Source organism: Humisphaera borealis (genome assembly GCF_015169395.1).
Classification (GTDB): Bacteria; Planctomycetota; Phycisphaerae; order Tepidisphaerales; family Tepidisphaeraceae; genus Humisphaera; species Humisphaera borealis.
In genome coordinates, this window is sequence record NZ_CP063458.1 from 6,493,753 (window position 1) to 6,520,090 (window position 26,338).

22 protein-coding genes are annotated in these 26,338 nt (G+C 62.8%); 14 read left to right on the forward strand and 8 right to left on the reverse strand.

Annotated features, from left to right (window positions below; genetic code table 11):
- Positions 1 to 28: 28 nt before the first annotated feature.
- On the forward strand, positions 29 to 1,498 hold the full coding sequence (locus IPV69_RS24435) for an NHL repeat-containing protein (protein ID WP_206292346.1): 1,470 nt from the start codon (positions 29 to 31) through the stop codon (positions 1,496 to 1,498).
- Between the two features lie 291 nt (positions 1,499 to 1,789).
- On the opposite strand, the gene glmM is transcribed toward IPV69_RS24435, so the two are convergent.
- A complete protein-coding gene (glmM, locus tag IPV69_RS24440; protein WP_206292347.1) occupies positions 1,790 to 3,178 on the reverse strand; it encodes a phosphoglucosamine mutase in 1,389 nt (462 codons plus the stop codon).
- Between the two features lie 293 nt (positions 3,179 to 3,471).
- On the opposite strand from glmM, the gene epsC reads away from it, so the two are divergent.
- The 4 genes from epsC (at position 3,472) to IPV69_RS24460 (ending at position 7,248) form a co-directional block, all read left to right on the forward strand.
- A complete protein-coding gene (epsC, locus tag IPV69_RS24445; protein WP_206292348.1) occupies positions 3,472 to 4,476 on the forward strand; it encodes a serine O-acetyltransferase EpsC in 1,005 nt (334 codons plus the stop codon).
- Between the two features lie 249 nt (positions 4,477 to 4,725).
- Positions 4,726 to 5,148, forward strand: a complete 423-nt coding sequence (locus IPV69_RS24450; RefSeq protein ID WP_206292349.1) for a hypothetical protein — start codon at positions 4,726 to 4,728, stop codon at positions 5,146 to 5,148.
- 368 nt (positions 5,149 to 5,516) lie between these two features.
- Positions 5,517 to 5,924: an HU family DNA-binding protein gene (locus tag IPV69_RS24455; protein WP_206292350.1), complete on the forward strand. Its 408-nt coding sequence runs from the start codon at positions 5,517 to 5,519 to the stop codon at positions 5,922 to 5,924.
- A 76-nt stretch (positions 5,925 to 6,000) separates the two neighbouring features.
- Positions 6,001 to 7,248: an aminotransferase class I/II-fold pyridoxal phosphate-dependent enzyme gene (locus tag IPV69_RS24460; protein WP_206292351.1), complete on the forward strand. Its 1,248-nt coding sequence runs from the start codon at positions 6,001 to 6,003 to the stop codon at positions 7,246 to 7,248.
- Positions 7,249 to 7,340: 92 nt separating this feature from the next.
- Here IPV69_RS24460 and IPV69_RS24465 read toward each other — a convergent pair whose 3' ends face one another.
- Both IPV69_RS24465 and IPV69_RS24470 read right to left on the reverse strand, forming a co-directional pair.
- A complete protein-coding gene (locus IPV69_RS24465) occupies positions 7,341 to 7,655 on the reverse strand; it encodes a hypothetical protein (protein WP_206292352.1) in 315 nt (104 codons plus the stop codon).
- Positions 7,656 to 8,046: 391 nt separating this feature from the next.
- Complete coding sequence (locus IPV69_RS24470) at positions 8,047 to 8,868, reverse strand: RNA polymerase sigma factor (RefSeq protein WP_206292353.1); 822 nt, start codon at positions 8,866 to 8,868, stop codon at positions 8,047 to 8,049.
- 212 nt (positions 8,869 to 9,080) lie between these two features.
- Here IPV69_RS24470 and rlmN point away from each other — a divergent pair, with 212 nt between their 5' ends.
- The gene (rlmN, locus tag IPV69_RS24475) at positions 9,081 to 10,241 is read left to right on the forward strand and encodes a 23S rRNA (adenine(2503)-C(2))-methyltransferase RlmN (RefSeq protein WP_206292354.1); all 1,161 of its coding nucleotides are present in this window, start codon (positions 9,081 to 9,083) and stop codon (positions 10,239 to 10,241) included.
- A 156-nt stretch (positions 10,242 to 10,397) separates the two neighbouring features.
- Positions 10,398 to 11,198, forward strand: coding sequence for a pre-peptidase C-terminal domain-containing protein (locus IPV69_RS24480; RefSeq protein WP_206292355.1), 801 nt, complete (start codon positions 10,398 to 10,400; stop codon positions 11,196 to 11,198).
- A 124-nt stretch (positions 11,199 to 11,322) separates the two neighbouring features.
- Here IPV69_RS24480 and IPV69_RS24485 read toward each other — a convergent pair whose 3' ends face one another.
- Entirely contained in the window at positions 11,323 to 11,967 is a 645-nt protein-coding gene (locus IPV69_RS24485) for a hypothetical protein (RefSeq protein WP_206292356.1), read from the reverse strand.
- A gap of 145 nt (positions 11,968 to 12,112) precedes the next feature.
- Here IPV69_RS24485 and IPV69_RS24490 point away from each other — a divergent pair, with 145 nt between their 5' ends.
- A complete protein-coding gene (locus IPV69_RS24490; RefSeq protein ID WP_206292357.1) occupies positions 12,113 to 13,501 on the forward strand; it encodes a PQQ-binding-like beta-propeller repeat protein in 1,389 nt (462 codons plus the stop codon).
- Between the two features lie 92 nt (positions 13,502 to 13,593).
- On the opposite strand, the gene IPV69_RS24495 is transcribed toward IPV69_RS24490, so the two are convergent.
- Positions 13,594 to 15,186, reverse strand: coding sequence for a Calx-beta domain-containing protein (locus IPV69_RS24495; RefSeq protein ID WP_206292358.1), 1,593 nt, complete (start codon positions 15,184 to 15,186; stop codon positions 13,594 to 13,596).
- Between the two features lie 449 nt (positions 15,187 to 15,635).
- On the opposite strand from IPV69_RS24495, the gene IPV69_RS24500 reads away from it, so the two are divergent.
- Positions 15,636 to 16,376 (forward strand): DUF1028 domain-containing protein, encoded by a 741-nt coding sequence (locus tag IPV69_RS24500; protein ID WP_206292359.1) that lies wholly within the window; start codon positions 15,636 to 15,638, stop codon positions 16,374 to 16,376.
- A 179-nt stretch (positions 16,377 to 16,555) separates the two neighbouring features.
- Here the strand turns inward: IPV69_RS24500 and IPV69_RS24505 are convergent, their stop codons facing one another.
- Positions 16,556 to 16,759, reverse strand: a complete 204-nt coding sequence (locus IPV69_RS24505; protein WP_206292360.1) for a hypothetical protein — start codon at positions 16,757 to 16,759, stop codon at positions 16,556 to 16,558.
- Between the two features lie 342 nt (positions 16,760 to 17,101).
- Between IPV69_RS24505 and IPV69_RS24510 the strand changes: the two genes are divergently transcribed.
- The 3 genes from IPV69_RS24510 (at position 17,102) to IPV69_RS24520 (ending at position 19,915) form a co-directional block, all read left to right on the forward strand.
- Positions 17,102 to 17,962, forward strand: a complete 861-nt coding sequence (locus tag IPV69_RS24510; RefSeq protein WP_206292361.1) for a hypothetical protein — start codon at positions 17,102 to 17,104, stop codon at positions 17,960 to 17,962.
- 160 nt (positions 17,963 to 18,122) lie between these two features.
- The gene (locus IPV69_RS24515; protein WP_206292362.1) at positions 18,123 to 19,208 is read left to right on the forward strand and encodes a type II secretion system protein; all 1,086 of its coding nucleotides are present in this window, start codon (positions 18,123 to 18,125) and stop codon (positions 19,206 to 19,208) included.
- An 89-nt stretch (positions 19,209 to 19,297) separates the two neighbouring features.
- Positions 19,298 to 19,915 carry a riboflavin synthase gene (locus IPV69_RS24520; protein WP_206292363.1) on the forward strand — a complete coding sequence of 206 codons (618 nt, stop codon included), beginning with the start codon at positions 19,298 to 19,300 and terminating at the stop codon, positions 19,913 to 19,915.
- Between the two features lie 72 nt (positions 19,916 to 19,987).
- On the opposite strand, the gene IPV69_RS24525 is transcribed toward IPV69_RS24520, so the two are convergent.
- Positions 19,988 to 20,446, reverse strand: coding sequence for a hypothetical protein (locus tag IPV69_RS24525; protein ID WP_206292364.1), 459 nt, complete (start codon positions 20,444 to 20,446; stop codon positions 19,988 to 19,990).
- Between the two features lie 271 nt (positions 20,447 to 20,717).
- On the opposite strand from IPV69_RS24525, the gene IPV69_RS24530 reads away from it, so the two are divergent.
- The gene (locus tag IPV69_RS24530; RefSeq protein ID WP_206292365.1) at positions 20,718 to 21,251 is read left to right on the forward strand and encodes a fasciclin domain-containing protein; all 534 of its coding nucleotides are present in this window, start codon (positions 20,718 to 20,720) and stop codon (positions 21,249 to 21,251) included.
- A gap of 237 nt (positions 21,252 to 21,488) precedes the next feature.
- On the opposite strand, the gene IPV69_RS24535 is transcribed toward IPV69_RS24530, so the two are convergent.
- On the reverse strand, positions 21,489 to 24,773 hold the full coding sequence (locus IPV69_RS24535) for a PVC-type heme-binding CxxCH protein (RefSeq protein WP_206292366.1): 3,285 nt from the start codon (positions 24,771 to 24,773) through the stop codon (positions 21,489 to 21,491).
- A gap of 210 nt (positions 24,774 to 24,983) precedes the next feature.
- Between IPV69_RS24535 and IPV69_RS24540 the strand changes: the two genes are divergently transcribed.
- Entirely contained in the window at positions 24,984 to 26,144 is a 1,161-nt protein-coding gene (locus tag IPV69_RS24540; RefSeq protein WP_206290457.1) for an IS4 family transposase, read from the forward strand.
- Positions 26,145 to 26,338: the final 194 nt, after the last annotated feature.

Below are 26,338 nucleotides of genomic sequence, written 5' to 3' on the forward strand. Positions count from 1 at the left end.
CTTCTGGAAATGGCAACTGAGGAATGACATGTCTCTACCAAATCGTTCAACCTATATGCGATCGATCGCTCGCAGGCTCATGATGGCAGTTAGCGTATTTACCGTCACCGGCATTGCCGCCTCGTACGCCGCGCCGCCGAAGGCCGTGGACGAGCAGCCGGCGGCGAAGAAGTCGGCGGCGAAACCTGCGACGAAGCCCGCCGCAAAGAAGCCCGCAACGCCTTTCCTGAAAATGGACGAAGTGCCGTACCCGCCGAAGCTGCCGAACGACGCGCCCAGCGCCACCGATAGATCGCCGGACTTCCTGAAGCGACCGGAGTCCATCCCCGCGGACGTCGCCGTCGCGACGACACCTCCCGTCGTCGATTTCGCCTACTACCCCGGCCAGAACTATCCCGGCAACCCCTGGTCCAACTGGGGCGACAGCATTGCGATCGGCGACAAGTACTACGCCTCGATCGGCGATCATGCCGCGCCCGGCGGCAACGCGTTCATCTATGAGTATGACCCGGCGGCCAAGTCATTCCGGAAGATCTTCGAGGTAAAGGAGACGCTGAAGGTTCCAGAGGGGCAGTATTCGCCGGGCAAGATCCACAGCCGGCTCGATCTCGGCCGGGACGGCAAGATCTACTTCTCGACCCATCGCGGCTCGCCCAAAGTCGCTGCCGACGCTTACGGCTACAAAGGGGACTGCATCTTCCGCACCGACCCGAAGTTGGCGACCACGGAGATTGTCGTCGAAGGGCCGATGTCGAAGCACTCGATCCCCACGAGCGTGCTCGACCCCGAAAGGCTTATCTTCTACGGCGGCACGGCCCACGGCTTGAATGCCGAACTTCAAGGCATTCAGTTCGTCGCGTACGACTGCCTGAACAAGAAGATGCTTCAAACCAATGCCGATGGTCCGCCGCGATATCTGATGTTCGCCAAGTCCACCGGCAGGGTGTACTACGTGCCGGCGTCGAACAATGCGGGCAAGCTGGTGAGGTTCGACCCTGCAGTCGGGGGAGCGCCGGTGCCGATCGACGCCGAACTGGGCGTCCGCGCCGCGACAGGCGAAACGCCACAGGGCAAGATCTACACCGTCTCAACCGGCCAAGGCAAAGGCGAGGCCGAGCTCTGGTCGTTCGACGTGAAGACGGAGAAGGTCGAGCCCCTGGGCAACGGCGCCGTCGGCAGCCAGGCGTATATCGCGTCGATGGATGCCGACCCGACCGGCCGATACGTCTATTACGTGCCCGGTGCCCATGGCGGCAGCGAGCAGGACGGATCGCCCGTCGTGCAGTTCGATACGACAACCCGCAAGAAGAAGGTGATCGCGTTTCTCGCGCCGTTCTATCAACAGAGATATGGCGTAGCACTCAAGGGCACCTACAGCACGGCAGTCGATCCGAAAGGGGAAAAGCTCTTCATCACCTGGAATGCCAGCCGGGGGACCAAGGCGTGGGATTGCTGTGCGCTGACGGTCGTGCACATTCCTGAAAGCGAACGCCCTTGAAGTGACAGCCACAGAGGCAGCCACGAATCTCACGAAGAAAACACAAATGAGAATAAAGGTCGCGTAGGAGAGGAACTGTGGGGGATAGAGATTCTTGTCTGGCACTAGGGTCCAAGAGGCGTACTCGGAAGTCAACCGGCCACCTGAAATTCGCCACCCAATCAGGAAAAACTCAGAGCCCTGCCAGCACTCGAGCACGCCTTCTGGTCCCGAGTGACAGACAAGAAGGTCTATCCCCCACAGTTCCTCTCCTCATTTGTGTCTTCTTCGTGGGATTCGTGGCTGCCTTCTTCAGCCCCCCAGCGTCTCCTTCACAACAGCCTGCACCGCGGCGATCTTCTCTTCGGCGAGCTTCGCGTCCGGGGCCTCGGCGATGATGCGCATGATCGGCTCGGTGTTGCTCGGGCGGGCGTGAACCCAGGCACGGGCGGCCGGCCAGTCGATGCGAATGCCGTCCTGTACGTCGATCTGTTCGCCGGCGAACTTCGCCTTGACCGCCTCGACGACCTTGCGCGCGTCTTCCACCCTGCACTCGAACTTATTCTTGACGATCTCGTACCGCGGCATCTCGGCGACGAGCTGGCTGATTGATTTCCCCGTGTCGGCCATCAGTTGCAACACGTAGGCCATCCCGACCAGGCTGTCGCGGCCGGGGACGATGCGGGGGTCGATCACGCCGCCGTTGCCTTCGCCGCCGATGGTCGCCTTCTCGGCGAGCATCGCTTGGATGACGTTGGCCTCGCCGACAGGGGTGCGAAGCACCTTGCCGCCAAATCGCTCGGCGATGTCGTCGAGCATGCGGCTGGTGGAGAGGTTGGTCGCGGCTACAGCACCGCGCTTCTTGCTCATCAGATGCCACGCCGCCAGCGCCAGGCTGTACTCCTCGCCGATATAGACGCCGTTCTCGTCGATGATCGCCAGGCGGTCGGCGTCGGGGTCCTGGGCGAAGCCGACGTCGGCTCTCTGCCGTTTCACTTCGTCGGCGAGGCCGACGAGGTTGGCGGCGGTCGGCTCGGGCTCGTGCGGGAACTGGCCGTCCGGCGTGCCTGCGATGTGGACCAGCCGCGTGCCGAGCCGCGAAAGCAGTGTGCTGGTGGCGACGCAGCCGGCGCCGTTCACGCTGTCGAGGACCACCTTGTATCGCTTGCTGCTGACGCCCAGGACATCGATGTAGTCGAGCACCTTTTTCACGTGCAGCGCGTGCGTCTCGTTGTTGCGCTTCGGCTGGTGCAGTTTCTGGACGCGAACGTAGTCCGCCTTCTGCTGGTCGTAGAGCGAACGGATCTGCTTGGCGGCAGCCGGCGGCGGGGCGACGCAGTCGCGGTTCAGGAACTTCAGGCCGTTCCACTGGATGGGATTGTGACTCGCAGTCGCGACGACACCGGCATCGGCGTTCAGATGTTTGACCATCATCGCCACGCCAGGGGTCGTGACGATGTCGAGGTCGATCACCTCCACACCGCAGGCCATCAGGGCGGAGATGGCGCTATCGCGTACCCAGGCCCCGCTCGGTCGGCTGTCGCGGCCGAAGACGACCTTGAAATGGATGCCGTTGGCGGGCTTCTCGGTCTCGTTCAGAAACGCGGCGAACGCTGACGCCATACGCTGCACCACCGGCGGCGTGAGCGTGCCGCCGATCGTTCCACGCATCCCCGACACGCCGATCATCAACGCTTCCATGCAGATCTCCGATTGGTCATCAGTCACTGGTCACTTGTCATTGGGCACGCGGTCAGGCACGTCAGATGTTTGCTCGGCATAAGTGACAAGTGACACGAACTGGCCGCGAATTATGGGTTTGCTGCCGGGCTCGGCAAGGCATACTATTCGGGTCTACCATGACCACTCGACTGTACACCCGCCGCACGTGTTGTAATGCCTGATCCACCGGGCATTCGTTTCAAGTACGCTATTATCAAGACCTTCCGGAAACGCGGACGACCCTTCCGCGGCTCATTGCGCAGGACGCTCTTATGACCGCTCACCCTTCACCGTCGAATGGATCCGCGAACTCCGCCGCACGAATCGAGCTGAATGCGCGCCTTCCCGAGGTCGTCAAATCTCTGGTCCAGAGCGTTCACGATCTGCCGACGCTTCAGCACCTCAACCGCGTCACGCCGCCCAGCCGTGACGTCATCATTGATATCGTGAAGCGGTTGCGACAGCTCACTTTTCCCGGCTTTTTCGGTATTTCGGGACTGACAACCGAGAACGTCGCGTTTCGCCTCGGCGATCTGGTCATCGAGGTCACCGAGCAGCTTTTCGAGCAGATCCGCTGCTGCCTGCGATATCGCAACGCGCTTCCTGATACGGAGAAAACGCAGAAGTGCCCCGACTGCGACGCCGAAGCCAACAGGCTGGTCGGCATCTTCTTTGACCGTCTGCCTGCGGTTCGGGAGATGCTCGCAGCAGACGTCTACGCCGCCTTTCAGTCAGACCCGGCGGCGCAGAGCCCGGACGAGACAATCTTCTGCTACCCGGGTCTGTTTGCGATCTTCGTCCAGCGCATGGCACACGAGTTCTACAAGCTCCAGGTGCCGCTGCTGCCGCGCATCATGACCGAATACGCCCACTCGCTGACCGGCATCGATATCCACCCGGGTGCAAAGCTCGGAAGGAGCTTTTTCATCGACCATGGCACCGGCGTCGTCATTGGTGAGACGACCGAGATCGGCAGCAACGTGAAGATCTACCAGGGTGTGACGCTCGGTGCGGTCGCGCCGCAATACGGGCAGCAACTTCGTGGCAGCAAGCGGCATCCGACGATCGAGGATGATGTGATCATCTACTCCGGGGCGACGATCCTCGGAGGCGAGACCGTGATCGGTCACGGTGCGTTGATTGGCGGCAACGTGTTCATCACGCAAAGTGTGCCGCCGTATAATCGCGTCACCGCCGAGCCACCCAAGCTTAAGTACCGGGAACGCCGACACGGCAAGATGAACCAGCAGGACATCCTGACAGACTTCCAGATTTAACGTGTCTCCAGTCCGGCGATCGGCCGAGCACCGAAGCCTTGGGGAACGTACACGCGCCTGCCCCGAAGGCGTGGCATGTTGCCGATGCTCGACACGCGTGGCGTACGGGCAACATGGCGATGTTGCCCGTACGCCACATCCGATATCTCCGACCGTCGGCTGTTTTTGGTTGGGGCTTTAACAGTATCGCAAAGGGCAAAGCATGGTGTTGGTGCCTCGCGGCATTGGGTTTGTCTAGGCGATGGCACGATGACGCTCGCCCGCCGACCAAGCCTTCTTCTGACCCTTGCGCTGCTCGCTGCCGGGTCCGGTTGTACCGCGTCGCGTGAAGCAGCCGGGCCGAACGAACCTCCTTCGATCACATCGACCCGATTTCCCGATGCGGCCGGTGGCAATCCGATTGCGGCATCGGCGCTGGTCTTCGATCCTCCCATTACCCTCGCCGAAGCGCCCATTTACCTTGGTCGTGAGAACCGAGGCCCGGCCGCGTTTTTCGGCTACGAGGAGGGCTTTACCGAGTACTACCGCCTTTCCGTCGACGACCGGCAGACCTTCAATGGCGGTGTCGGTTACGGGTATTCCGGCGGCAACTGGGGCGGGAACTCCGGCGGCTGGTACGATCGATACGACCGCCGTGCCGTCAGTGTGAAAACCGGTGTTATCCGCCGGTAGACCGCCATCACCGGTGTTGGCCGATCGATTGCACCTTTATGCCGCCGGCCTGTCCGCCCCTGCTGAGGTCGATCGAAACTGCGGCACTCCTCTTCCTTTTGGACGAATTCAGTCACCTCGCCACGGCATTCGAGGGCCGCTCGCGTTTGATTTTCTCTTGCCGACGGCCAATACTTCGGGTAAGTCTGTATGTCGTCGCACGTTAGAATCGCATCGGCCGCCTTGAGTTGAGACCGGGCCACGTCGTTGTTCTGCGGGGACGGGCTACATTTACAGTCTCGCCATACGGAAGTTCGTCCGGGGCGAGCGGGGTCTTCAGGGCTGGCAGATTTTGGGCACAGGCGACGGGAAGCGATGCCGAGGAATCTATGGCCACCATCACCAAAAAAGAACTTATCGACCGTATCGCCGACGGCTCCGGGCAGAAGCGGGTCATGGTGAAGAAGGTCGTGCAGCAGTTCCTCGACGAAATCGTCAACGAACTGGGGCAGGGCAACCGCCTGGAGTTTCGCGACTTCGGCGTCTTCGAGACCAAGCTGCGCAAAGCCCGTCGGGCTCAGAACCCCAAGACGCTTGAGCCCGTTGCCGTACCCGAGAAACGCACCGTCAAGTTCAAGGTCGGCCGGCTTATGAAGCAGAAGCTCGGCGACCTCACTGGCGCCGCGATCGACGACGAGGCCGGCGACGTGTCGGAGATGCACGAGGGGCCGGACGACGAAGACCGCGATGACGAATCAACATCGCCTCAGCCGGCCGGCGATGCCTCCGGGCACTGATCGTTCGCCGACCAACCCCGTAACCGAACGCTCGCCCACGGACGGCTGTCCGTGGGCGTTATAGTTTTTACGTCTCATGACCGATTGCGACTGGCATCTACGACTCGCCCGTCAACTCGCCGAACTGGAGGTCGATCATCGACTACGCCGGCGGAGGCCCACTACGCCTCTCGACGCCGTACATGTCCGGTCGGGCGACAGGACATTCGTCAACTTCGCATCGAACGATTACCTCGGACTGGCGCGCCACCCGCGCGTGATGGAAGCGGCGATCAAGGCGGTCGAGCGGTATGGGTTCGGCAGTGGAGCGGCACCGTTGTTAACGGGCTACACCGACGCGCACGCCTCGGCAGAATCCGCGATCGCCGCCTGGAAGGGAACCGAAGCCGCCGTGCTGTTCAGCAGCGGATACCAGGCGAACATCGCGGTGGTACAGATGTTGTCGGCGGCGGGGCGTTCGCAGGACAGGGCGGCGCGCTTTCTGCTCGACAAGCTTTGCCACGCCTCTCTGATCGACGCGGTCCGGGGCAACGGCTCCGACAGCGATTCGGGCTACCGGGTCTTTCCGCATAACGGCATCACGAAACTGCAGCGTTTGCTCGCCGACGCGTCGGCCGCCGGGCGTGGCAACGTCATCGTCACCGAATCCATCTTCAGCATGGACGGCGACGCCGCCGATCTACCGGCCGTCACACAGCTGTATGCCGCATCCGACCCCACCCGGCCGATGCTTGTCGTCGACGAAGCGCATGGCAGCGGCGTGTATGGGCCGGCGGGCGCGGGGTGGGCTGCGGAAATCGGGATCTCCGATCGCGTCGATCTGTCGGTCGTCACGCTGTCCAAAGCCCTGGGGGGCATCGGCGCAGCGGTCTGCGGGTCTAAACTCCTGTGCGACGCGCTGGTCAACCTCGCAAGAGCCTACGTGTTTTCAACCTCCATGCCGGCGGCAACGGCGGCGGCGGCGGAAGCGGCAATTGCCGTGTTGCGCGACGAACCGCACCGCCAGCAACGCCTTCGTTCGCTGGCGCGGAAGGTGAGAGTCGCAATCATCAAACTCGGATTGGAAATCCCCCGGGGAACTGTTCAGCCGGATGACTCACCGATCATCCCCATCGTTCTCGGGGATGAGTCAGCGGCACTCTCGGCTGCTGCAATGTTGCAGGATAGAGGTGTGCTGGCGTTGCCGATCCGTCCGCCGACAGTCCCTGCCGGCGGATGCCGACTGCGGATTACGCTCTCCAGCGATCACACCGATTCACACGTAGAGCAGCTGATCGACGCTCTGCTCCAACTGGCATCAACTCGGAAGGATCGGGACGACTGAGCCGTGTCGTCGTCTGATGTCGGCAAACCATCGGCAGCAGAGGCCCACGCCGAAGTCCAACCTGCAAGCGCTGCGAGACGGTCGTTCATCAATCAGGCATGCGTCGTGTTGTCGGCGCCCGGTGAACGAAAGGGGCGGTGGCCTCGGGTGTCGACAGCACCTTCAATGTGGGCCAGGGTTCGCTCCAGAAGACCCATGGGCGGCTCTTCCGGGGGAAGGAGGCTGAGCAGCCCCAACACCCGCTCGGCTGCCGCGAGATTGTCCTGACCGACGAGATCAACGTGCGGGGCGAAACTACGATTCATACCATCACTGTCCATAACATCACCGCCTCCGGCAACTGTCCGTTGCCGATCCAACAACAAATCGATCGCTTGACGGTCCGCGCTCTTCAAAGTGAAACTCATAACGATCCCCGTAGCTGAAAAATCCCCTCGAACAGCCGGCCCGAACAACGAATGGGCCACCCGCACACCTAGGTAGCGCTCACAGTGCCGTTCGTTTAAAACCAAACGCCTGCAGCTAGACCAGCAGGGCTCGGCGGCCGGAACGTCCGACCCGCCGGTGACTACGACACGATCCGAGGATTAGGCGGATGCGCCGTCGGATGAGCGCTGCCCGCACCGACCACCTTTGGGTCACGCCTAACACTTGGCGGACTCGATGGAACAGACGCAAAGCGGCGTCAAAAGATGTTCTCGTTTCCTCGCGAACGGCTCTGTCCCGCGTGGCGGGGGGCCATCGGAAGACATGCACCAGTACCGCTCGCCTCGCCCGCGAACGGTCTTGTCAGTGGTCTTACGGCTCAAATTTGGATGGGTTCGCGGATTTCCATTTCTCCGCGAAAGTTGCCACCGCAGCATGAAGCCGCGATTTAACCGTCCCCAAAGGGATGTCCAGGATGTCGGCAATTTGTCGATACGGAAACATGCTGAAGTAGCTCAACATGAGGATTTCGCGAAGGTGCTCTGGGAGGCTGTTCACCACGCGCTGAACCTTATCCTGCAACTCTTTGCGTGCCATCGGCTCTTCGGGAAGGTCCACCGACGACTGCATCAGGTCAATGAACTCGCCACCTTCGTCGTCGCCGGGCGCGATGGAGGCCTGCAGGGGATTGGTCGGCCGACGGGCCTGCGACCGAATCAGGTCGCGCGCCTTATTGGCCGCAATCGTGAATAGCCAGGGCTTGAAACGCCTCGAAAGGTCGAACGCCTCGGCCGACTGGTGGACCTGAAGAAACGTCTCCTGAAAGATGTCCTCAGCGGCGACGCGATTCCCCAGAAAGCGGACAAGAAAATGGAACAATTCACGCTGGTAGCGATCGACCAGCGTGATAAAGCTCTGCTTATCGCCTACCCGATACGCCGCCAGCAACGCTTCGTCGCTTACCGCGGGTGGCGCCTTGACCTTTTCCGGCCCGCCACCACCCCCATCGCCGTCACCCTTGCCGACGGGCGATGCCTCTTCAGGCTTAGCAGAGAGACCGGGGTACTGGCTGGCGGAATCCCCGGTCGCATCGTTGACCGCTGCCGACGGCGGTGTCGTTCGCCCTTCCCGGCGCGCGGACCCGCCGCTGCCATTGTTGTTCGACAGGTCGGGATTGAGCGGCGATGCATTCATGCAGACTCCCAACGACGAGGCGGGTTCCGGGCCCATTGTCGGCACGGTACTGCCCGGCGACAAGTAATTCCTCCCGGATCAATCCGGAGAACGTATTTCTGTGTTAAGCTATGATATGCGGCTTGGGCCGAGGTTTCCTTTGCCAGCCGCTCATGATTTGCCGCTCATGGGCCGACTGCCGGCCCTGTTACCCGTAAGAATGTACTAGCGATATGTCCGATTCGACGACTGACAACCTCTCCACCGACACCGTAGTAGCCTCCGCGACCATCGCTTCTGCGATCGCGCCACCCGCCCACCGGTTCTTCGCATTGGATCCTCGCGAGTTCAATGAGGCCGTCGCCGATTGGAAGTGGCCGCACTTCCGCTGCGACCAGGTTCGCCAGTGGGTTTACCAGAAAGCGGTCGGCGACCCGCAGCAGATGACGAACCTGTCCAAGCTCGATCGCGAACGCCTGGCGCAGCGCGTCGCGTTTGCGCGCTCGAGCATCGTTCAGCACCAGGTCTCCGAGGACGGAACGCAGAAGTTCCTGTTCGAGTGGAACGACGACGGCAAGTCGGCCAATGCCGAGACCGTCATGATTCCGGACAACAACCGCCGAACGGCCTGCGTCAGCTCGCAGGTCGGATGTCCGGTGGGATGCAAGTTCTGCGCTTCGGGTGTGAATGGCGTGAAGGGAAATCTGACCGCCGACCAGATCGTCGAGCAGGTGTTCCGGCTGAACGAAGCGTTGCGTTCGGAGGAGTCGCGGGTCACCAACATCGTCTTCATGGGCATGGGCGAGCCCATGGCCAACTACGCCAATGTGATGAAGGCGGTCCGGATTCTTCACGACCCGACCTGCTTCAACATCGGCGCTCGAAAGATCACCATCAGCACCGTCGGTGTTCCGACGAAAATTCGTGAATTGGCCGAGGAAGAGCTGCCGCTCAACCTGGCCCTGTCGCTCCACGCCCCCAACGAAGAACTGCGACGCGAACTGATTCCCTGGGCGGAACACTTCGCACTGGAAGACATCCTCGATGCCTGCCGCTACTACTTCGATCAGACGGGCCGGGAAATCACGCTGGAGTACATCCTGCTGGCCGGCGTGAACGATCAGCCGGAACATGCCCGCGAACTGTCACTGCTTTGCAAGACGCTTCGGGCGAATGTGAACCTGATCCGTTACAACGAGGTCGAGCCGTTGCCATTCAAGCGTCCGGTCGCCCAGGACGTGCTGACGTTCCAAGGCGTTCTGCGTGCCAACGGCATCAACGCCCACGTCCGCAAGAGCCGAGGCCGCGATATTGACGCGGCGTGCGGCCAGCTGCGACGCAAACAGGAAGGTGCGATCGATGGGGAGAAGCGAATTGGCCTGCAGATTGTCTGATTTCTGCTTCGCTCGCCTCTTCGTCTGACCATCTCGCCCCGATAGCCCCATACAGGTCAGTCCTTAACAGGGCAGTCGAACGTTCCCGTAGCTTGTGGTCTATTCTCCTGTGTCGACGGTCGTTCGCCGCCGGCCAGTCAACAGGAGATCAGGATCATGTCGCTCTTTTCATTTCGCAACAACAACCGTTCAACCCGCACGCCCGCACGCGCCACCGCTTCGATGGAGGGACTGGAGAACCGTCGCCTCTTCAACGGCACGCTCCCGGCTGCCACCGATCTGGGCACCCTTTACGGGCAGGTGCAAAAGAGCGACTCCGTCGGTGCCGCCGACGTGTACGATTACTTCAAGGTCAACATGGCCTACACGGGCAAGCTGACCGCCCGGCTGACCAACCTGACCGGCAACGCCGACCTTCGCATTATCAAGGACGTCAACAACAACGGCCTGATCGATGCCGGCGACGTGAAGGGCACCAGTGCCAACGCCGGTACGACCAACGAGCAATTGATCCTGGCACCGATCGGTCCTGGCAAGTTCTTTGTCGAGGTGAAGCGCGTCTCGGGCACGCCGGCTTACAAGCTCACGGTCAAGACCGATTACGCCGGTCAGACCTTCGCCGGTGCCCACAACCTCGGTACCTTCCTGGGCACCAAGACCCGCAGCGACCGCGTGGACAGCGAAGACCCCGTGGACTTCTACAAGATCGTCCTGACCAGCACCAAGACGGTCTCGGCGACCATGACCGGCACCGGCGACGCCAACCTGGAACTGAGCAAGGACATGGACAACGACGGCGTCTACGACGACGGGCAGGATTTCATCCACCGGTCCAATCAGCCCGGCACGAGCACCGAGAATCTCGGTTCGTTCTCGCTGAGCGCCGGCACGTACTTCATTCGTGTGTTCCGTGGTGCCGCCGATTCGCAGTTCACTGTCAACATCAAAGTGAGCTGAGTTTGGCCATCTACGAGCTATGACGACAACTAAATAGCACGAAGACGCGGCGCTCCGGGTTACCGGAAGCGTCGCTTTTCGTTTGCCGGTAGCTTCTTTAGCTAACCCCGCGAAGGGCAAGCCACTACTGGCGCGGATCGCGCGGTCTGCGCCCCGAGGGGAGGAGCGCCTCACAAGATTTGGGAAGTGGTTGGACAAAATCCCATACCTGCTTCGCAAGTCGCTCTTTCCCCGGATTGTCTTCGACGTACGCGACACGATCGACGATCTCCTGCCACGTGTGAAGAAAGACCTTGTACGGTCGATGCGACCAGACAGGATGTTCTGCGGGCACGATCTGCACCTTACGGATCCGGTCAGTCGATGCCCGTGCAAAAGATGACCAGATGTTTTCGGCGCGATCGCGGTGGGCGCGAACGATAAGGTGCGCATGATTAGAGCAGATCGCGCAGCTCCACACGGTGTAGCCAATCTTCGACACGACCTCCTTGAAAGCAGTCGCGATCAATTCGCGCTCCCGATCGCGATACCACAGGGGGTCGAATTGGAGCAGCGGTTTGGCGCGTCGATAGAAGGCGCGAAGTTCGGACTTAAACGGTTGTTCCCAGGGTGGTTTGCGACCCGTATGGATCTCCCCCAGTTCACCAAGCTCCAGTTTGCGCAACTCCGTCGAACCGCTCCCGCGCGGGTCGTTGGGTAACCAGTGACCGTAACCGTGGAGGACCAGATGCGACGCAAGAAGCACCCCCGTCGGACGCGGATTCCCCATCGATCATCGCATGGAAGCGACGTTATCCATCGCTGGCGCGAATCGGCAAGAAGTAGCTTGCCCTTCGCGGACAACGCAGCGCCGCACGGCTATCCTTAATGGGACAAGTAAACCCATTCAGAAACCAAATCCCGGAGATCGAAGCATGTCCCGCACTACTCCCGCACTCGCGATCACCCTCTTCCTGTGCCTCCCCATCACCCTTCGATCCGACGAGTGGGGACAATGGCTGGGCCCAAAGCGCGACGGTATCTGGCGCGAAACGGGTCTGTTCGACGCCATCCCCGCGGACGGGCTGAAGGTCCGCTGGCGTGCCCCCGTCTCGCTCGGATATGGAGGCCCCGCGGTCAAGGACGGGAAAGTTTTTGTGATGGACCGTGTCCTCAAGGAAGGCGCGAAGAACCCCGCCAATCCATTCGATCGCGACAAGGGCATACCGGGCACCGAACGGGTGCTCTGCTTTGACGCGAAGACCGGCAAACAGCTCTGGGCTTTCGAGTACGACTGCCCCTATACCGTCAGCTATGCCGGCGGCCCGCGATGCACGCCGGCCGTGGACGGCGACCGCGATTACGACGCCGATCGCGTCTACGCCCATGGCACGGAAGGGCACCTGCACTGCCTGGACGCGCAAACCGGGAAGAAAATCTGGGGACGGAAGATGACCGAGAACGAGACGCCGGTCTGGGGATACGCGGCACACCCGCTGGTTCTCTGGAACATGGTGATTGTCGCCACCAATGATCCCAAGGGCATTCTCGTCGCGATGGACAAGATGACCGGCAAGGTCATCTGGCAGGCGATTCCCGCCAAGGAATGTGGCTACAGCCCGCCGGTCATGTTCGATGTCGCCGGCAAGCGGCAACTCATCCAATGGTACCCGGCCGGGGTCACCTCACTCGACCCGGAGACGGGCAAGGTCTACTGGACGATCCCGCAGGAACCCATGAAGTACGGCGTTACGATCGTCACCCCTCAGCTCCTTCGTGATTCCAAGCTCGGCGACCTATTGTTCGTATCTTCACAGTACGGCGGGGCGCTCATGCTCAAGCTGGACAAGAGCGGCAACGGCGATCCGACCGCCAGCGTCCTGTGGAAGCGAGTCGGCAAGTCCGACCGGACCAGCGATGCGATCCAAACGCTGATGGCTACGCCCGTCCTCCGCGACGGGCATGTCTACGGCATCGACGCCAAGGGACAGCTGCGCGGGCTCACCGCCGCCACCGGCGATCGACTGTGGGAAACCTTTGAGACCACTACCTACGACGCCGGCATGCAGAGCTGGGCCACTGCGTTTATGACGCCCCTGGGAGAAACCGGTCCCCGAACCCTATTCGCGACCGAGCACGGCGACCTGATCGTCGGCGACCTGACGCCCGCCGGTTTCAAGCTGATCTCGAAATCCCACCTGCTCGACCCGACCAACACCGACGCCCGCCGCCCGGTCCTCTGGAGCCAACCAGCCTATGCGAATCGGTCGATCTACTGGCGAAACGACAAGGAATTGGTGAGCTGGTCGTTTGCCAAAGAATGACCCGGGGTCGCAAAGGCGGTCACCGCAAATGAAAGAAGGCACGAAGATCTAAATCTTCGTGCCTTCTTTTATTGATTCACTTCAGAAGACGATCAGTCGTCGTTCAGGATGGTCACGGTCGCCTTGCTGGCACCGAGTACACCACTCTGAATACCGTACAGGTTGACGTAGAAGTTTTCGTTGCCTTCCTTCACGGTGTCGCCCTTGACGTAGACCGTAATGGTCTTGGTCTTCGCGCCGTTGTGGTAGAAGATGACGGAGCCGGCTGCACCAGAGTAGTCGGTGCCGCGTGTGGCAGTGCTGGCGTTGGAGGTGCTGTAGTACAAACGGGTTTCGCCGGCCGGGTTGCCTTCGAGCTTCACCGTCAGGGTGACGGCTTTGAGGCCACTGTTGCCTTCGACCACGCTGACGGCGGTGGACGCGAAGGAAACCTTGGGAGTGCCCGTGGTCGGGGGCACCGTGGGCGGGACGGTCGGGGGCACCGTCGGCGGAACGGTTGGCGGCACCGTCGGGGGTACCGTGGGTGGCACGGTCGGCGGGACCGTCGGCGGCGACACCGGAGGCACCGTCGGCGACGTCGCGCCGTTGGCCGGCTTCACGTTCGACACGATGTAAATGTTGTCCTGGAAGTCTTCGTTCGGCCGACCGCTCGGTCCCGGGAAGCTGTAGTCCATCGTCATGAAGTACAGGTTATTCAGCTTATTGCCGAAGTGGTCACGCACCGGGAAAAACCGGACGTGATGGCCCTTGCTGTACTGGTTGCGCTTATTGAGTTTATCGTCGCTCCACTCTTCATCGAGGTGGAAGCCGAAGGTCTTGGTGGTGGAGAAAGTGCCCGCCGCCGGGGCGCCGCTGGCAAGCACCGGAAGGAGCGTCTGGCCGTACCGGCCGTCCTGCCTGAAGATCAGGTTCTTGCTCGTGGTGCCCTGTGCGAACCAGGAGACCGGCGCATCGTCGCCCTGTCCGTGGAATGCAGCCACCTGCCGAACGCCGACCGGCTTGCTCGGATCGGCCGCCTGCCAGTAGCCGCTGACTACTTCTTCGCCGTAGTAGTGGGGAACGCCGCCATACTGCTTCAGGAAGACGCTGTTGGGGGGGGCGATATTCGTCTTGTAGTCCATCAAGACGTTAATGACGGTCTGCAAGCTCGCTTCGTTCTCGTGCTCGGAACGGGTCTGGTACCAGCCGGCGAGGGTTTCGGTGTAGGTCGAGTTCCGCGGGTCGTTCGTGTTGAACTTCAGCGAGCCGAACCAGGTGCCGGCCTGTTTCACCGCATCCAGACCAGACGTCTGGTTGTAGGTGAACGGCGGGGGCGTGGTCGCGGTGAACTGCACCCGGATGTCGGCATAGCCGCCGGGGCTGATCGACGACGGGAAGCCGCTGACGACCTTGTAAGGACCCGACACATTCAGGCCGGACAACGACAGCGGGGCATCGCCCACGTTGCGGAGGCGCAGGCTGCCGAATTCCTTGTACTTGTTGGGAAAGTTCTTATCGAGCTGCTGAACCTTGGTGAAAACCATCCGCTCGTAGCCGGGGAGAATGTCCAGGTTCTCGATCTGCAGCGACGCCGACATAAAACGACGCTCTTCGAGCTGCTCGATCACGCAGGTCACGTCAGAAGACGCGTACCGGTCCGGCGATGCCGTGAGAAGAGTGGGCGATACGATCGGCTTTGAAATCACTTCAGCTCCCTTGCAAAACACGATGAGCAACCGCTTCGCTGCCTCGAAAGGCGGCGAGACGCTCGGCTCCATCCTGATCCTGATGCCAGAGGTCTCATTTGCCGCATGCCCACATGGACACGCGGATTACAACGATTGAAGCTCGCGAACTTCCCCGCCCCGTCCGCTGCCTGCGGCGATAACATAAGAGAGAGGCAGCGGACCGATGCGCTAAAATTCCGCCGAAAAGCAGAAAAATTTAGCCTTGCTCTCCGCGATCAATAAGGGAAACCCCGCATGAAACTGGGGTGCTGGTAACGGTTTGTGTGGCGCTTATGCGACACTTGGAGGCTTCAATGCAGCGGAAATTCCTCACTTCATCGACCGCAAAACGCCACTCCAATCTGACGGTTAGATTGACAGGTCTTGCGACGATTGCGCTGTTCGTTGCGATTCAACCCGGATGTGCGATGCCTCAGAACGCTTCGGTGCCCTCGACGGGATTAACGGCTTCGAATCCGGCCGAGATCACCGCGACCTTCTCGATCATCGCCGTCGACCCGGAGACCGGTGAAGTCGGGGCGGCCGTCGCGAGCAAGTACCCGGCGGTGGGTCGAGTCGTCCCGTATGTCAAGGCGGGTGTCGGAGCCTTCATCACGCAGCATTATCACAACCCGCCCTGGGGCCCGCAGGCGATCGACATGCTCGCCGCCGGCAAAATGCCGGAGGAGATTCTCGCAACCCTGTTGAAGAACGATCCCAGGGCCGGCAAGCGACAACTGGCAGTCATCGCCGCCGACGGCCGGGCCGCCCAGCGCCACTGCGACACCGCCGACGACGCCGGCCGCTGGTGGGGCGGAATGAGCGGCCGCTTCTACGCCTGCCAGGGCAACACCCTCACAGGTCCGGAAGTCGTTGTCGCGATGGCCAAAGCCTATGAAAACACCAAGGGTAGCATGGCCGACCGATTGATGGCGGCACTGATCGCCGGGGATTGCGCCGGCGGAGACCACCGCGGACGGCTTGCCGCCGGCCTGAGGGTGGCGAAGAAGGGAACCGACGGAATCTGGTTCGAACTGTACGTCGACAAGAGCGACGACGCCGTCATCGACCTGGCCCGAAAATACGTGGAAACCAATCACCAGGCCAAAGGCGCCTGGCCCGGGGGGAAGGCGCCGTTCGTCCACCCCTGCCCGGAACGCGCCAAGTAGCAACAACGCCTGCGAACGGTCGTCCGTGGGGGCTGAGATCCCAGGCACTGCTGTACGCGACATTGAGCGTAAGAAAAGAGCCGGCGACGCCGGCGGGGGAGAGATCCGCCTGGCGTTCGCCGGCCCTGCACGTTCAAAACGGCATCGGCCCACCGACAGGGCCGACGCGTGGATTCAGATCAGGCATCGATCTGGCGACCCGGGCCGCGACCGGGACCGCGATCGTCGCGACGGTCGTTGTTGCCGTCACGGCGATCGCCGTCCTTTCGGCCTTCGTCACGGCGTTGATCGCCATCGCGCGGGCCGCCACGCTGATCGGGCTGGGGTGGCTGCATCTGCGGACGGAAGGGGCCGCCTTCAGAACCGGGGCGGACGTTGTTCATGGGAGCACCGGGCATCCGCCCGAAACCGCCAAAGCCACCGAACCCGGGGCCAACCGATGGAGGCCCACCGGCTCCAGGGCCGGCAAATCCGCGGCCGCCAAACGACTGCCCGCCGAAACCCGGGCGTGTGAAGCTGGGACGTCCGAAGCCCGGACCACCCATTCCCGGGCCACCGATCCCAGGTCCGCCCATTCCCGGTCCGCCGCGAGGCGGTTGGGGCATCTTGGACTCGCGTGCTTCTGGCCGACCCTGCTCGCCACCGCGCCGACCGCCGAACGGCACAGGCGAGCCGTGCTTGTCGGCCCCGTGCCTGTCCGCCTGGCTGCGCCGCGGATCCTGACCGTGCGACTCCGACGGTCCTCGGCGGGCGAACTGTTCGCGCATTTCGCCGACGGCCTTCTGAAGCTGTCGAACCTGATCGCGAAGGATCTCGATCTGCTTGTGAAGTTCCGCGTCTCGATTGGCGATCGGGGCCGGCTGGCCGGGGGCACCGGGCATCCGCCGGGCCTCAGGCTGCTGGGGACGGGCGTCAGGACGCGGGGCGTCGGGACGAGGAGCGTCCGGACGGCGGGGCTCTTCGCGACGGGGCTCGGCCTTCTGTTGTGGCCCGCCGTCACGGGCGCTGCGGCCCTGCGGTCCGCCCGGCTGCGGTCGATCTCCACCTTCCGGACGGGCACGATCGCCATCGCCGCGGTTGCCGCCGCCGAAGTCCAGGCCGCCTCGATTCGGCTCGCCGCGAGGTGCTTCTCCACGGGGCGCTTCCCCGCGGGGCATGTCTCCACGAGGAGCTTCCCCGCGCGGCGCATCTCCACGGCCCGGTTGACCACGGTCTCGCTGACCACGACCCGGCTCGCCTCGGCCGGCTTCTCCCCGGCCCTGGTCGTTTCGCTCGCGATTGCCGTCAGGACGACCCGGCTCAGCCTCACGGCGGGGCGCGGGCCGATCGCCTTCGTCTGCGGCTCGCGCCGACGGCATGACCATTCCCAGTCCGAGTGTTCCGGCCAGTGCGGCCAACCAAAGTCGCTTCGACATGAGTGTCTCCTCTCGAGAGGCCCCGCGATGCGGCGGGGCGTCTCGGCAACGGGTGCGGGCCGACTGGGAAGCCCGCGCCGCGACCGGCGCGAAGGCTATCGGCATGATGTACCGCTGCGGCTTGAAGTGCGTCGTTCCGGCGGGTCAGACGACCGACGTCGCCAGTTCTAACGCGGGGCTTCAAACCTTCTCAAACGACAGGCAAGGGCCGGGCTTCCTTGGTCCGCCGACGACGCAAGCGCCCCGCTCGACGGCAAAGCCGTCGGCACGCTCGCCGTCATGGGTTTCAGGGACGCCCGGATTCAACTCCGCCGTGTATGATGCACTGAGTATGTTGCCTTCCGAGCCCAAACAATTCCGAGCCGAATTCCCGCACCACCGTGCTTTCAGCCTGGTCGAACTGCTGGTGGTCCTGGGGATCCTGGTGATCCTGTGCAGCATTTTCATCCCGTACGTGGGGAAGATGCGCGAGACCAACAAGCGGGTGGCGTGCGCCGATAATCTTCGCCAGATTCACGCCGCGTTCAGCAAGTACGCCGGCGCCAACGACCGCGACTTTCCCCGCATGCCCTGGGACCCGGCCAGGCCGGGCATGTACGTCGCGTTTACCGGTTCGTCCCTCGTTCCGGTTCGCCCGGCGACGACGGCACCGACGACCGCGCCGTCACTCCCGACCACCGCGCCCGCGGCCGTCGCGGCCATTCCGCCCAACCTCACGCCGGCCACCCCTGCACCAACGACCACGCCGGCCACCGTTTCGACGACTCCGGCCACCGGCACCGCGGCGACGCAGACGATCGCAGGCCCGCCGCCGCCTTCCGTCGACGGCGTAAAGCCTAATGACGTGACCGCAGCACTCTGGCTGCTCGTGCGGCTGGGGTACGTCCAGCCACAAGCCTTCGTCTGTGCCAGCGCGAGCGAAACCCTCGACCCGATGCTGACCGGCGGAAAGCGCGTCAACGCAGCTCAGCGGTCCAACTTCACTTCCGGCCAGCACCTGAGCTACTCCTATTGCTCGCCTTACAGCGCCGCTCCGAGGTTCCGCCTGAACTCCGACGTGCTTCCGCCCGACTTTGCCATCATGGCCGACAAAAACCCCGGCGTGGTCACCGGCGGATCCAATGCCGCCGGCCCGGCGTACAACGCCCCACCTCTGGAGATGACCGCCGCCAACTCGCGAAACCACGACCGCGCGGGACAGAACGTGCTCTACGTAACCGGCGAGGTACGATTCCAGAGCACGCCCTATTGCGGTTACGGCACGGGGTGGAAGCGCGACAACATCTACTCCACGTTCGCCACCCAGCCGCTGCCGCCCGGCAGCAATCCGGCCCCCGAAGGCAAAGGCATCGTCTCGCCCAACGCCGGCCCGGCCTGGGAGAACGATTCGTACCTGGTGCCCACCGAAGACGAGTGAGTTGCGAGAACCGCGGTGCGCGTCACCCAGTTCGCCGGCGGCTCGTGCCGACGCGCGACACTCGTCCAGAACACGTACAATCTTCAGCCATGTTTACCGGAATTGTCGAACGCAGTGTCCCCGTCCTGGCCGCCAGCCCCCGTCGCACCGGGCTCGGCCTGACCATTGCTGTGCCCTGGAATGATGTCAGGAATGGAGAGTCGATCGCGGTGAACGGCGTGTGCCTCACGGTCGCGATGCAGGCGGGAAGCCTCACCGGCAAAGGCGATGTCCACATGCTGTTCGACGTGATTCCCGAAACCCTCTCCAAAACAAACCTCGCTGGGCTTCGGCCAGGTGACGATGTTCATGTCGAACGCGCCCTTCGCGTCGGCGACCGCTTCGACGGGCACATCGTCCAGGGTCATGTCGATGGCGTGGCGAAAGTCGTCGCCGTCAAGGCCGACGACGCCGACTGGCGCATGACCCTCGAAGCCCCGACCGACCTCGCCCGCTACATCATCCCCAAGGGCTCGGTCACCCTCGACGGCGTCAGCCTGACTGTCGCCGCCGTCGACGGGCGGCGCTTCGATGTCGCCCTGATCCCCACCACGCTCCGGATCACCCGCCTGGGCCGGCGCAAAGTCGGCCACACGGTAAACCTCGAGTGCGATGCAATGACCAAGACCATCGTGGCGACGATGGAGCGAATGAAGGCGCTAAGCTGAAAGCGCTGGGGGCTGAGAAGTGAACTCGTCTTCCACTCAGCACTCAGCACTTTCGCCTCTTCATACAAACCACTACTTCGGCTTATCCAGCGGATTGACAATCCGCTCCTGCGCGTCGAACGGCCGGGTTAACGCCGAGCTCTCCTCTGCTATGACGACAGGTTCACCGGGTTTGTAATAGACGCGATAGGTATGGCCCGCTTCGTACCTCGCGACCTGTCGCTCGTACGCCGGCTTGTAGTTGCTCTTGCTCGGCAGCCGCCCGACGAGATTCACGCCGCCCCAGGACAGCTTGACCACGTCTCCGGTTTTGACGGCGGCGGTGTAGACCATCTTCTGGCGGGTGGCGTTGAAGACGAACAGCGCGCCGTCTTCCGGCAATTCCAATGACGTGAACTGATCCGCCGCCGGCCGGGCCGGCGTCACGATCTCGGTCAAGAGATCCGCCCCAATGGGCACGCCCGGATCGGTCTTCTTCCCGGCACAACCAGCCGACACGATCAGCAGCAGAATGGTCCAGACCTGTTTCATCCATTCACCTCCGCCAAGCAACGCTCGATCTTCCATGTTCGATGTTCGATGTTCGATGTTCGATGTTCGATGAATCCTACACATCGTCGCCCCACGGTCCCGTCCGCTTGCACAACTGTCCACCGCGCACCTTTCAGAAGATCAGCCGTTGACCCGCCATCACAAGCGCTACTGTCCCGCGTTAATCCGAGCCGCATCATCCCAGGCGTTTGGGAATCGATCGCGGTCCATGAACCAACGCCCATCAAGGGCCAATCCTCAGGAGTCTCTCATGCGCTTCAACCGCATCGCTCGCGTCACGTTGTCCGGCGTTCTGGCACTCGGCTTTGCCGGGGCAGGTATTGCCGCGTTTTCGTCGTCCGCCGTCGCCGCCGAGGCCGCCAAGAAGGAAGCGACCAAGGACATTGTCGATACGGCCGTCGGAGCCGGTCAGTTCAAGACACTCGCCGCCGCCCTCACCGCCGGCGGACTGATCGACACCCTCAAGGGTGCCGGCCCGTTCACGGTCTTCGCGCCGACCGATGAGGCGTTCGCCAAGCTGCCCAGCGGCACGGTCGAGAGCCTGCTCAAGCCCGAGAACAAGGACAAGCTCGTCGCGATCCTCACGTACCACGTCGTCGCCGGTAAGGTCGCCAGCGGCGATGTCGTGAAGCTGACCGAAGCCAAGACGGTCAACGGCAAGGCCGTGAAAATCGCCGTCAAGGACGGCAAGGTCATGATCAACAACGCCACGGTCGTCAAGGCCGACATCGAAGCCAGCAACGGCATCATCCACGTCGTCGATACCGTGATCATTCCGGAGTAATCACACCGCTGTCCGCGACACCGCGTTCCAGGGCACGGCTGTCCTTGACACGGGTTTCCAACCCGTGCGAGCGATGCCGGAGTAGCTGACTGTTCATCCTCAAGTCATCCCTTCTAACGCCTCGGCCGAAAATGGCTGGCACCGCAGAAGGGTCTTGAGGATGAACGTTTTTGCCACCTACACATCGCTCGCACGGGTTAGAAACCCGTGTCACGGACGCCGTATCGTCAACTCGTTTCACAGCCGACGCAGATACGCCAACAAATCCCGGAACTCCTGCACCGACATCGTGTCGACTAACCCTTCGGGCATCACGGAGATCTTCTCCTCGCGACGGCTGACGATGTCCTCGGCCTTAATGCGATGGCGTTTGCCGGTGGCGTCGGCGATCGCGACATAAGCCGCGCCGGCTTCGTTCAGGCCTACGCCGCTGATCGTGTCGCCGTTCTTGAGTTCGATGATCGACGACACGTACAGCGGGGCGATCTCCTTGCTCGGTTCAATAATCGATTCGACGATCTTGGCGTCGTCCATCGCGGACCGGACACGCGAAAGATCAGGCCCCACCGCGCCGCCCCGGCCGTCGAACTGATGGCAAACGTAACACCGGGCGCCTGTCGCCAGGGCAAAAACGCGCCGCCCGGCATCGGGATCGCCGACCGGTCGGGAATCCCGATCGGCACCACTGCCAATCACCTGCCACAGCAGCGGAGACCGTTGCGGCAGCAGCGGCTCCAGCCGCTTGCGGTCGGCGGCGGACAACGCTTCGGGTGTCGGCTTGAACGCGAGCATGATCTGCTCGGCCCATTCCGCCTCATTCAGAACCGCGGTGCCGTCGGGCTGCTTCTTCGTGGCGGCGGACATGAGTTCGTCGACGAGCGCCTTGCCATCAGCGGCATCGAGTGCGCCGCGCATCGCTTTGAGCGCGTCCAGCCGCAGATCGGCTTCCGTCGCCGCCTGTAGGGGCACACGGCGTTTGCCCGCCGGATCGACGATCCCATTTGCCGGGTTGCGTTCACCGCGAACGCCGTTTGGCTTGTCGGCCGTAATCGGTGTGGGCGGATCTTTCGCCTCGGCCGCGGGCACACGCCGTGTGCCCCTACCAAGGAGGATCTCCCGCAACACAGATTTGGTCTCCGCGGACGCCAGCGCCGATCGCGCGAGCCCCAGAACGGCTTCCCGCCGTTCGGCGATGTCGCGCTTGGCATCCGCGGCGACGGCCCGCAACGCCGCCTGCGATTCGGGGTCGTCCCGCCAGGCGATCGCCTGAATCGCAGCAAGACCCATCGGCTCGATCAGCGCGACAAGCTGCTTCGACGACGGCTTGGCGTCGGTTGGATTCACCAGCTCCAGCGCCACCTTGCGGAGTTTGGCGTCGTTCTTCTCATCGAGCAGGAACTCGACCGCGAACTGCGACACCGACCGCTCCGCCGGCGGCTTGCCGGGTTCGGGCAACGGCGTATTGAGCTTCTCCTGCGCCGCGAGATACGTCGCGAGCAGATCGCGCGTCACGTCGCCGGCCTTGAGGGCGTCGGGCAGGTTGTCCTTGAACTGGACGAGGCGGTCTTCGCCGATCCATTGGAGGGCGACGCGGCGGACGGCGGGGTCGGGGGACTTAAGGAACTTTGGCAGCAATGCGACAGCTTCGGGACTGCCGTTGCGCCTTGCGATCAACGGATAGAAGGGTGCAAGCACCGCTGACTCCCTGGTCAGGGCATCTTCAGGCAAGATGGAGTTCTTCGACAGCGCATGGATTGCTGCTGCATTTAGAAACGGATCGGATCGAGCGGTCACATCCAAGACCTTGCAGAGCCCAAGAAGGGTATCTCGGCGTTGAGCAGCGGAATCCTGTCCCAAGAACGTCAACAATCGACGAAGACTTTGCGACGAGTTCCCGACGTCTGGATAGCGAACGATCCTGTCGGCGAACACGTTGTCGCCCGGCTGGCTAATCTTCGGTAGCGGCGAAAGCTCTGTCATTAAGGCCCTCAGGAGCGATTGAGGACCTTCGGCACGCTCCCTTCGCTTCAGAGACCAGTAGGCGTCGATCAGAGGTCGGTCCTTCTCGACAACGTAGAGCTTCACGAGCTCTCGCAGCCCCGTATCGCCCGATGCTGCGAGGGAATCACCGGCGGCGATCCGAATTTCACGCCGGGGAGCGGAGCAGAGCTGAATCAGCTCCGATTGAGGTGCCTTCGTCACTTCATCCACCCGCAGTCGCTTCGCGACTGAGCCCGCGGCGGAACCGCCGGTCTCTTTTTGGGCGGGTTGCGTCGTGGGGGCCTGTGCGCGGATGCGCCAAAGCTTCCCCTTTAGGTGCAGCGTGTAGCTCTTGTCCACCCAGTCGGTAAAGAACACGCTGCCGTCGCTCGCCTGCGTGATGCCGACGGGGCGGAAGTCGTCGCCGCCTCGGATGATGTTCACCGGCGTACTCGTGAAGCTGGCGCCTTTCTCCTTCAACTCGAAACGCTGGATGGTGTGGTCGCCCCAGCTCGTGACGAGCACCTGGCCGAGATAGTCGGCCGGCCAATTGTCGCTTTCGTACGCGAGGATGCCGCTGGGGGCTTCGCCTGTCGGGGCGACCATCGGCAGCGTGCCGGGGAGTTCGCCGTTCCAACTGGTGAAGGGGTGGACGCCTTTGCGGCCGTTCTTGAACTTCCAGCCGTAGTCGCCGCCTTCGATGATGTCGAGCAGCCGGCAGGGGCCGATGTCGTCGGGGTCGTTGTCGACGGCGAACAGCCGGCCGAAGGCGTCGAACGTCAGGTCGTGGCAGTTCCAGAAACCAATCGCGATGCGCTCGACTTTTCCCCCGGCCGGCGTGCAGCGCCAGACGGAACCGCCTTCGCCGCCGCCGGAGATCTTGCTGCCGTCGGACCCGATCACGCTGTAATCGAAGCCGGTGTTCAGGCCGAGGCAGAAGTAGAGGAACTCGCCGTCGGGCGACAGGGTGGCACCGTTCAGGCCGTTGTGCGGATAGGTGGCTTTGGTGTCGAGGCGGAGCAGAACCTTTCGGTCGCCCTTTTTGCCGTCGCCGAGGTCGAGTTCATCGGGCTTAAGGTCGTGGTTCTTGTCTTCGAAGTAGACGATCTCGTTTCGGCAGACGACGTAGATTTTGCCGGCCGGGGTCATGGTCAGGCTCATCGCCTGCATGAGGCCGTCGGCAAAAGTGGTTCGTTGGACACCGGGGGCAAGACCGGTTTTGGGATCGATACCCTCCCCAGTTCCCCCAGCGACGGCTGTCCCCGGGCGGGTGGTGGGAGCGCCCGCGTCCGCCTGTTCGTATCCCGAGAAGACGAAGATCCGGTCGGTCGGATAGCCTTTGTAATCCTTCGGGGGGAAGTGCGTGTTGCACTCGATCGCCCAGACATTGTCGCGGACATCGGCGAAGACGCCCGTCGGCGTGACGATCGCGGGTTCCTGGGCGATGAGCTCGATCGCCAGCCGTTCGTCGAGTGCAACGGGCGACTTGGCCATCGCGGGAAAGGCCAGTGAGAGGATTGAGAGTGCAAACAGCGCTTTCATCACGACTCCTTCGAAGCAGAGGCATGTCAGAAACCGGGCAAGCGTCCGTGACACGGCTTTCCAAGCACAACTGTCCGGCATTTCGACGCCGTGACATTCGCAAGATTTCGCTCTTGCGCTTTCTGATGCCGCGTGGCATAGTTCGCGCCCGTGGCGGTCCGTCGTTCATCCTCGCAGCAGCAACCGACGCCGTCGGACCGACGTCTGGCCGTGCGCCGCTCCGGGAATCTCCTCGACGAACATCTCCATCGTCTGGCGGCGCTGCCGGCTCACGGCAACACCATCCTCGGCCGCGACCAGTTGGTCAAAGGCCTGCTCCTGTCGTTCTTCGATCCCATGGCCCGATCGCTGCGACGCATCGAAGACTGCGGCGACTTCCAGGGCGATCTGCGACTCGACAAGCTGGCACGCTCGACCACCGCCGACGCTCTTGCAGCGTTCGACCCTCAGCTGCTCGTGCCGCTGATCGACGACCTGCAGCAACGTGTCCCGAATCTCGGCGACGCCGACGGCCTCGAAGGGATCACCCGGCAGATCATCGCCGCCGACGGCACTTACATGACCACGCTGTGCGATGTGGCCTGGGCGATGCGCCAAAAGAACCGCGACGGCGGCGTGCAGGGACAGGTCCGCGCCAACGTCCAGCTCGACGCCGGCAACTGGATTCCCCGCGTGCTGACCGTCAGCGGCGACGACGGGCATTCGGAGGCCGCGGCCTTCGCCGCCGACCTCCTGCCCGGCGTGCTGTACGTCGTGGACCGCAACTTCGTCGAGTTCGGCTTCCTCGGCGCCGTCCTGGACAAGGGCAGCGACTTTGTCGTTCGTATCAAATCCAACCAACCGGCGATGACGGTGGTCCAGACCCTGCCGCCGTCGGCGGCGGACGTCGAGGCGGGCGTGATCGCCGAGGAAGTGGTGAGACTTCCCGGCCGCGACGCGCCGGCGGGCCTGTTCCGCTGCATCACCATCGAGAGCACCGACCGATCGGGCGAATCCCAGGCACTGCGGCTGCTGACCAATCTTCCCGCGGCGACGGTCGGGGCTCACGTCGTCGGCGCCGTTTACCGGCTGCGCTGGCAGATCGAGCTGTTTTTCAAGTGGCTCAAGACCTGGGCGGGAATGGACCACCTGCTGAGCACCAGCCGCAATGGGATCACCACGCAGCTGTACATCGCGGTGATCGCCGTGCTGATGATGTACGTGCAGAGCGGCTACCGCGTCAGCGTCTACGCCCTGGCGGCGCTGGGCCGCGTGGCCCGGGGCCAGATGTCGATCCAGGAGGCGATGGCGGTGATCGCCAAACGCGAGCGAGAGCGTTCGCTGGAACGAGCGCGTCAGGCCCGGCTGCGGGCACGCAAGAAGCTGGCCTGAAGCCACGACGTTCCCGCACACCCTGATCTGAGGGTGACGCCGCCGCATGCGCGCCATCAGCCGCGATCGCAAGCAAAGCCGAGCGACTCTGGTGAAATGAGGATGTGCCAGGTCATGGCTCACGCTGGAATTGGTAAATTGCCGGACAGTTGTGCTTTCCAAGCCGTGCGTGCGACTCCCGAACTCAAAAAGGA

Bases quoted from the DNA above. Each gene is read 5' to 3' on its own strand.
- IPV69_RS24515 (WP_206292362.1), top strand. From the start codon at position 18,123: ATGTTGCCTTCCGAGCCCAAACAATTCCGAGCCGAATTCCCGCACCAC.
- IPV69_RS24480 (WP_206292355.1), top strand. From the start codon at position 10,398: ATGTCGCTCTTTTCATTTCGCAACAACAACCGTTCAACCCGCACGCCC.
- rlmN (WP_206292354.1), top strand. From the start codon at position 9,081: ATGTCCGATTCGACGACTGACAACCTCTCCACCGACACCGTAGTAGCC.
- IPV69_RS24530 (WP_206292365.1), top strand. From the start codon at position 20,718: ATGCGCTTCAACCGCATCGCTCGCGTCACGTTGTCCGGCGTTCTGGCA.
- IPV69_RS24450 (WP_206292349.1), top strand. From the start codon at position 4,726: ATGACGCTCGCCCGCCGACCAAGCCTTCTTCTGACCCTTGCGCTGCTC.
- IPV69_RS24465 (WP_206292352.1), bottom strand. From the start codon at position 7,655: ATGAGTTTCACTTTGAAGAGCGCGGACCGTCAAGCGATCGATTTGTTG.
- IPV69_RS24525 (WP_206292364.1), bottom strand. From the start codon at position 20,446: ATGAAACAGGTCTGGACCATTCTGCTGCTGATCGTGTCGGCTGGTTGT.
- IPV69_RS24505 (WP_206292360.1), bottom strand. From the start codon at position 16,759: ATGAACAACGTCCGCCCCGGTTCTGAAGGCGGCCCCTTCCGTCCGCAG.
- IPV69_RS24500 (WP_206292359.1), top strand. From the start codon at position 15,636: ATGCCTCAGAACGCTTCGGTGCCCTCGACGGGATTAACGGCTTCGAAT.
- IPV69_RS24470 (WP_206292353.1), bottom strand. From the start codon at position 8,868: ATGAATGCATCGCCGCTCAATCCCGACCTGTCGAACAACAATGGCAGC.
- IPV69_RS24460 (WP_206292351.1), top strand. From the start codon at position 6,001: ATGACCGATTGCGACTGGCATCTACGACTCGCCCGTCAACTCGCCGAA.
- IPV69_RS24485 (WP_206292356.1), bottom strand. From the start codon at position 11,967: ATGGGGAATCCGCGTCCGACGGGGGTGCTTCTTGCGTCGCATCTGGTC.
- IPV69_RS24520 (WP_206292363.1), top strand. From the start codon at position 19,298: ATGTTTACCGGAATTGTCGAACGCAGTGTCCCCGTCCTGGCCGCCAGC.
- IPV69_RS24455 (WP_206292350.1), top strand. From the start codon at position 5,517: ATGGCCACCATCACCAAAAAAGAACTTATCGACCGTATCGCCGACGGC.
- IPV69_RS24435 (WP_206292346.1), top strand. From the start codon at position 29: ATGTCTCTACCAAATCGTTCAACCTATATGCGATCGATCGCTCGCAGG.
- IPV69_RS24490 (WP_206292357.1), top strand. From the start codon at position 12,113: ATGTCCCGCACTACTCCCGCACTCGCGATCACCCTCTTCCTGTGCCTC.
- epsC (WP_206292348.1), top strand. From the start codon at position 3,472: ATGACCGCTCACCCTTCACCGTCGAATGGATCCGCGAACTCCGCCGCA.
- glmM (WP_206292347.1), bottom strand. From the start codon at position 3,178: ATGGAAGCGTTGATGATCGGCGTGTCGGGGATGCGTGGAACGATCGGC.
- IPV69_RS24535 (WP_206292366.1), bottom strand. From the start codon at position 24,773: ATGAAAGCGCTGTTTGCACTCTCAATCCTCTCACTGGCCTTTCCCGCG.